At 57.6% G+C, this 6,773-nt stretch carries 5 protein-coding genes; 3 read left to right on the top strand and 2 right to left on the bottom strand.

The features are described from left to right. The 3 genes from hutU to J8I87_RS42850 form a co-directional block, all read left to right on the top strand. Window positions 1-1,057 (top strand): urocanate hydratase (gene hutU / locus J8I87_RS42840; RefSeq protein ID WP_209938642.1); only part of this gene is annotated, 1,057 nt, incomplete at its 5' end. Between the two features lie 328 nt (window positions 1,058-1,385). Beyond that, on the top strand, window positions 1,386-3,029 hold the full coding sequence (gene hutH, locus J8I87_RS42845) for a histidine ammonia-lyase (RefSeq protein WP_209938644.1): 1,644 nt from the start codon (window positions 1,386-1,388) through the stop codon (window positions 3,027-3,029). Window positions 3,030-3,555: 526 nt separating this feature from the next. Continuing rightward, window positions 3,556-4,857, top strand: a complete 1,302-nt coding sequence (locus J8I87_RS42850) for an MFS transporter (protein WP_245254598.1) — start codon at window positions 3,556-3,558, stop codon at window positions 4,855-4,857. Window positions 4,858-5,084: 227 nt separating this feature from the next. Here the strand turns inward: J8I87_RS42850 and hutC are convergent, their stop codons facing one another. Continuing rightward, on the bottom strand, window positions 5,085-5,801 hold the full coding sequence (gene hutC, locus J8I87_RS42855) for a histidine utilization repressor (RefSeq protein ID WP_209938646.1): 717 nt from the start codon (window positions 5,799-5,801) through the stop codon (window positions 5,085-5,087). 614 nt (window positions 5,802-6,415) lie between these two features. Then, window positions 6,416-6,682 carry a DUF1488 family protein gene (locus tag J8I87_RS42860; RefSeq protein ID WP_313068251.1) on the bottom strand — a complete coding sequence of 89 codons (267 nt, stop codon included), beginning with the start codon at window positions 6,680-6,682 and terminating at the stop codon, window positions 6,416-6,418. Window positions 6,683-6,773 lie beyond the last annotated feature (91 nt).

Raw genomic sequence — 6,773 nt, forward strand, 5'->3', positions numbered from 1 at the left:
CCTGAAGACGCGCTACGTCGATAAAAAGGCGAAGACGCTCGACGAAGCGCTCGCGATGATCGACGAAGCAAAGAAGATGGGCAATCCCGTTTCCGTCGGCCTGCTCGGCAATGCCGCCGATGTGTTCGCGGAACTGGTCGCGCGCAACATCACGCCCGACTGCGTGACCGACCAGACCAGCGCGCACGATCCCATTCACGGCTATCTGCCGCAAGGCTGGAAAATCGAAGACTGGCGCGAGCGTCAGAAGACGGATCCGCAGAGCATCGTGACGCCCGCAAAGCAGTCGATGGCCAAGCAGGTGCAAGCGATGCTCGCGCTGCAGGAACGCGGCGCGGCCACGCTCGACTATGGCAACAACATCCGTCAGATGGCGCTGGAAATGGGCGTGCAGAACGCATTCGATTTCCCCGGCTTCGTGCCCGCGTACATCCGCCCGTTGTTCTGCGAAGGCAAGGGGCCGTTCCGCTGGATCGCGCTGTCGGGCGATCCTGAGGACATCTACAAGACGGACGCGAAGGTCAAGGAACTGATCCCCGACGATGCGCACCTGCACAACTGGCTCGACATGGCGCGCGAGCGCATCGCGTTCCAGGGCTTGCCGGCGCGCATCTGCTGGGTCGGCGTGAAGGACCGCTATCGTCTCGGCCAGGCGTTCAACGAAATGGTCAAGAAGGGCGAACTGAAGGCGCCTATCGTGATCGGCCGCGATCACCTCGACACGGGTTCCGTCGCGAGCCCGAACCGAGAGACGGAATCGATGAAAGACGGCTCGGACGCCGTCAGCGACTGGCCGCTGCTCAACGCACTGCTGAACACGGCAGGCGGCGCGTCATGGGTGTCGCTGCATCATGGCGGCGGCGTCGGCATGGGCTTCTCGCAGCACTCGGGCGTCGTGATCGTCGCTGACGGAACAGACGCCGCGCATGAGCGCCTCGGCCGCGTGCTGTTCAACGATCCCGCGACGGGCGTGATGCGTCACGCGGACGCCGGCTACGAACTAGCGCGAGAAACCGCGCGCGAAGCCGGACTCAAGCTGCCGATGCTGGGCCGTTGAGCATCAGCATCAGCACGACCCCGAGTTGCGCGCACGGGCGCTGTATGGCGCTGCCCTCGCGGAAGGGCGGAAAAATGCTCAGTTCGCGGTGTCGTCGGCGAACGTAGAAAAAGTAGAGAAAATGCCGTTTCGAATACTGAACTTTCGAAGCGGTCAATCATCTGCGAACCTTCACGAGATTCGACTAGCCCTGCTAGCGACTCAGTTCGTCGCTGACGCTGTTAGAAATATCGAGACACATACGCTTGGGCTGGCCTTATGGCAGCATCGCGAGGGTGTTCGTCGAAAATCCGTCTTGTCTCAAACCAAGAAACGTGGGAATAACTAAATGCGAAGGGCTTTTCGTTATGTGGTCGGCATCGCGGTGGTTCTCGCATCGCTTTCATGCCAAGCTGCCGTCACGCTCGACGGAACAAGCGTTACGCCGGAATCAATTGCGCGCGTTGCTGATGGTGAGACTGTTGAAGTTCCCGCTTCCTCTCTTGCACGCGTCGCAAAGGGACACGATGTAGTGTTGGCTGCAGCTGCGGATGGTCAGCGCATCTACGGCCTGACCGTTGGTGTCGGCCTGAATAAGGATCGTCAGATGGTCGATGCCAAGGGCCGGCTGACACCTGAGGTCATCGACGCGTCTATGCGCTTCAACGCCGCGTTGCTGCACGCGCACTCCGCGGGCGTCGGCCCCGACATGGATATACGCGATGCCCGTGCTGCGATGGCGGTGCGTCTTAACCAGATGCTAGTCGGCGCTGCAGGCGTCCAACCAGCGGTGGTGGACATGTATGTGCAGCTGCTCAACCACGGCATTACGCCTGCGATACCGTCGAACGGTTCTATGGGTGAAGCGGACATTACTCTGCTGGCGCATGTCGGTCTGACGATGATGGGCGAGGGCGACGTTTACTACCGTGGCACAAAGACTGATGCGTCACATGCACTCTCCGAAGAAGATATCCACCCGATCAAGCCATGGGGAAAGGACGCGCTCGGCATTCTCAGTTCAAACGCCTATACGACTGGCATGGCGAGTCTCGCACTTGTCGATCTGACGCAGTTGAACAAGATGGCCAAGCTGGTCTACGCAGTCGCTCTGCAAGGTCTGAATGGCAACGTTTCGCCGTTTCTTGAGGATTCACTATCGTTGCATCCGTTTCCGCAGGTAATGCGTACCGGTGCGGCGCTACGTTCAATCCTCGCTGGTAGTTCACTATGGCAACGGGACGATGCGCGAGCACTGCAGGATCCGCTCAGCTTCCGGGACGCGCCATATCTACTGGCCGAACTTGACCGTAGCTCTGAGGAAGCGCGCAATCAAATCATGATTCAGTTGAACTCCTCGGACGACAATCCGGGCGTCTCGGTAGGCGTCAAACCGAAGTCGGATCTATACCAGACCAGGCGGAGCTATGTGAACCGCGATGGTCTCAGGGGGGCGGTGCTGCCAACTGCGAACTTCGAACCACTGCCGTTCGTACTGACATTCGAAGAAATGGGCATTGCAATCGCGCACAATTCCCTCGCATCCGCACAGCAGATAATCAAACTCAACGACCCTCGTTTCACGCATCTGAGCCGCTTCCTCGGCACTGACAACACACTGCATGCGTTCGGCGCAATGGAAAAGCCGCCGGTCGTGCTTGCCATGGCGAACAAAGAGCTAGCGATGCCGGTCTCGCTCGACTATCTGCCGGTCGCGGGAGATATCGAAGATATCGCGACAAACGCACCGCAAGTGGTGCGTCGCGTACGCAACGAAATCGACAATCACTTTCAGTTGCTTGGCATCGAATTAGTGTCTGCTGCTCAAGCGGTTGACCTGCGGGAGCGACAGCCGGGCGGCTTTTCGGCGTCGCCCCAGACTGAGATGTTCATGGGCGCGTTCCGACAGATAGTTAATTTTCGTGACACTGACCGGCCATTTACGCCGGAATTCCGGAAGGCCGCCATCTTCCTGAAGCACTACTCGAACTGAACGCGATGCGCGGGAGACGTTACCGCGCGCTAACCCTGAAGACCTTGGCCTTGAGGTCGTGGATGAGCGGTCATTCTAGACAGCGGAGCAGGAGAGCCGCAAAGTGCGGTGGCTGAAAAATGAGGGCGGGATGACGTCGCTGAAAGGCGGCTGGACATATCGGTGGCAAAGACCGATTACAATCGCGCCAAACCATGATACGGGCAGGTCATTCTGATGGCCAGATGCAACCTGTCAGAATGCGCCGTTCTGTATGCTCAGTTCACATCGCCACGTTCATCGGGCGACGCGTTGTTGAAAATGCGGCATGCTCCGCTTCAAGAGGCAATGGATAGACGCAGTCAATTGCATGGCGGATATAGAGGTCTACACCGCCGTGTTGCGTAGCGATGATCGCAAAACGTTGTATGGCCGAAACTTCTGACAGTTATAAGGGTTGCTTGGAGGATGCTGCGAGGCGTCGCTTTTTGCGATATCGCCGGCTTGCCACAATCGGGTCAATGTTGTCGTTATCTGGAGCTATCTTATGCATGGAATCGGTGACTCTCGCAGAGCATGGTTGATCGTCGTCATGGTCTTCCTGTTCATGCTTGTCAACTTTGCCGATAAGGCGGTCATCGGCTTGTCTAGCACGTCGATCATGAAGGAACTGGGCTTGACGCACGCGCAATTTGGCGCGCTCGGGAGTGCCTTCTTCATACTGTTCTCGGTCTCGGGCATAGCGGTCGGCTTTCTGTCGAACCGAGTCAGCACCAAGGCCATCATGCTCACAATGAGCATCGTCTGGGCTATCACGCTGCTACCGATGGCGGGCGCCGTGAATTTCAGCGTACTGCTCGCTAGTCGCGTGGTGCTTGGCGCGGCCGAAGGACCGGCATTCCCGATTGCGATCCACGCGGTCTACAAATGGTTCGGCGATGCCAAACGCGCTGTGCCGAGTAGCGTAGTTGCGTGTGGTGCGGCGTTTGGCACAGGGGTAGTCGCGCCACTACTTACGTGGATCATTGTGCATTTTGGCTGGCATGCTGCTTTCATAGTGCTGAGCGTGACTGGCTTCTGCTGGGCCGTAGTGTGGATTTTGCTTGGAAAGGATGGACCTCTGGATCGCGGTGCGACTGACGGCATGAGTTCGACGCTGAAAATTCCGTACGTGCAGTTGCTGCTTAGCCGTACCGCTCTAGGCGTGTTTATCGCAGGATTCGCCGCTTACTGGATCATCGCGCTGAATATCGTGTGGCTCGCCAATTATTTGATCCGGGGACTGCATTTGACGCCTTCATACGCAGCCTGGATTGTGTTGCTTCCGTCAGTAACGCAGATGGTCCTTGCGCCAATCTGCGCGTTTATCTCTCAGGGCATGACGAAAGCTGGTTATTCCAGCCGTTATTCACGCGGCCTATTTGGCTGCGCTTGCGTCATGACCGCTGGCGCCGCGATGGTGTGCCTGCCGCTGGTGCCGATGGGTCCGTTGAAAGTGGCGCTGATCGCTTTGAGCTTTTCGATTGGTAGCGTAATTTTTACGCTTGGATCAACGTTGATCGGGGAAATCAGCCCGCCCTCGCAACGCGGTGCAATGCTCGGTATAACGAACTCGATTCACACTATCGCGGGCCTGATTGCACCCATTGCGATGGGCATCATTGTCGATGTTGGTGCCGACGCGGCCGAGGGCTTCCGAACGGGTTACATTGATGCCGGGTTGTTGGTGGCCACACTGGGTTTGATCGCCGCGTGCCTCATCCATCCAGCCGCTGATTTGCGCCGGTTCCAGTGTCTCGGCTCCCAGCTAGATGAAGGGAACGCCGGACAGCGGAGACAGGTTGTTTAACGCATTCGCTATCTCTACGAGCGCCAAGCTGTCCATTTCACGGTGAACAGTCGGCGCTCCATGCGCTCGCCGTCATGCGCCGCCTCGCGGAGAAAGCGCAGGCCCGTGTGCAGGAGAAATTCGACTCGATTGGCGTCCGAATCGGCTTTTCCGCGCCACGCGCGACAGACAAAAGCCGGGTCGGGCGGATATCAGGTCGGAGGCTGATCTGGTCAGGCTCCGAACGCTCAATATCTACCGTTAAGTTTGTATCTGCTAGCGGGATGCCAAAGAGTGACATCACTTGCGATTTGTCGTTGAGCTTCTGTCCGCCGTCGCAATACCAGACACGGCTCGCCTATTGGCATCATCAGAGCCTGTCTCACCATCGCATTAGTCTTACGTGCCGTTATCCAGTATTCCGCGCCTTGTGCGGGCGCAACGCGCATCATGTACTCGTTTGGCGTCTCGGACTCAAAATCTTGATCCAGATAGTCCGGGAATACGAGGCTATTGACGTAACGATCCTCGAATTGTATCGGCACGTCGTTCTCGAAATGCACGATGCGTGAGTGGAATGCAGTACCGTTTTGGGGCAACTCAAGGGTTTGCAGGGCGGCGGCGTCATGAGTCGACTCAAGAAGCAGAACCTTGCTGCGGTGCGCGTCGCCACGTGAGCGAATCTCCTCGGCAATACTGCGGATCTCGATTAAAGTCGATTGATAGCGACGATCGGTGATAAAGGTCCCACGGCCACGTACTCGTGTCAGGACATTCTCACTCACGAGTTCGCGTAGTGCGCGATTTACCGTCATTCGCGACAACGCAAATTCGCTCGCCAATGAGAGTTCCGTCGGAATCATGTCACCCAGGCGCCACTGCCCCGTTTCAATCATCTTCCGAACGTAGTCCTTCAGTTGCTGATAGGCTGGCGTCGCTGTCGTCCCATTCTTTTCCGTGTTCATACGTGGACGTCTTCGGGGACTAAATTGCTAATTGTATAGGCATTCAGACAGCGTTTCGAGTCTCGGACAGGAATAGAATCGAATTTGTGGCAGTGACCGCCGCCCTATCGGTGTCGAGACATCTGGAAATTATGGAGCTGCGTTCAGCGAGAATCCCTGCCATCCGGCTGCATCGCGTCATCAATGCAGCTTAGGACATGCTTTCGGGTGGACGCGGCTGTCTTCCAGAAGGAAGGCTGACCAGTCCTTGCCGGGCGGTGCGCGGTGGCCCTTGGAACCTGTGCGCCTCTTGCAGCAACGGGTTTGTATCGAATCGCTTTCATCGCCGGACCTGAGGCTGTTTTGGGAGATCTCTACTAGGTCCAACATAGATAGGCGAACCGAGACGGCGTAACAGGCGGCTCGCTGCCGAATTCCAACTTCAAACCGTTACGATCCGTTCCGCACAGACCAACGCAGTGCAACAATCTTGGGGGCGCGGGAGAAGCCGCTCATCAAGGTCGACGTGGCAACGAGGGGCAGCGTTCACGCGCGACGCGCTCATCGCCCTCGTGCTACCTGTAAGGAAAAGAATACATTCGCGCGTGGCGCCCGCGCCGCTTCCCTCGGCAGATTTACACACCGTCGAACCGGTGGCCACAGTCAGGATCGAAGTCCTCTGCTGTTAACTTGAGACGCTTAGCCGGGTGAGCTCGAAACTTGCGCTCAGCGACGGCTCTAATCCGCGCAAAGCCGTTTTCAAACGTCCTGAGAACGTGGGCGTCGCTAGCTCGAGGCTCGAGCCAAAAATACGTTTCCAGCGCTGTCAGGGCGATCACGCAGGTGACCGTGCCGTTCGGAAGCACCAGGCTAAACGTCACGCCGCGACGATTCGCAAGCACTTCAGGTTGGTTGTCTGAGGTTGACCCGGTTCGACGGACGGATTTGCAGCCAGCGATTTGATGCGATCTAACCTCCGTTGAGTGTTGAGTC

This window comes from Paraburkholderia sp. LEh10, assembly GCF_017814945.1.
Classification (GTDB): Bacteria; Pseudomonadota; Gammaproteobacteria; order Burkholderiales; family Burkholderiaceae; genus Paraburkholderia.

Bases quoted from the DNA above. Each gene is read 5' to 3' on its own strand.
- hutH (WP_209938644.1), top strand. From the start codon at position 1,386: ATGCGAAGGGCTTTTCGTTATGTGGTCGGCATCGCGGTGGTTCTCGCA.
- J8I87_RS42850 (WP_245254598.1), top strand. From the start codon at position 3,556: ATGCATGGAATCGGTGACTCTCGCAGAGCATGGTTGATCGTCGTCATG.
- hutC (WP_209938646.1), bottom strand. From the start codon at position 5,801: ATGAACACGGAAAAGAATGGGACGACAGCGACGCCAGCCTATCAGCAA.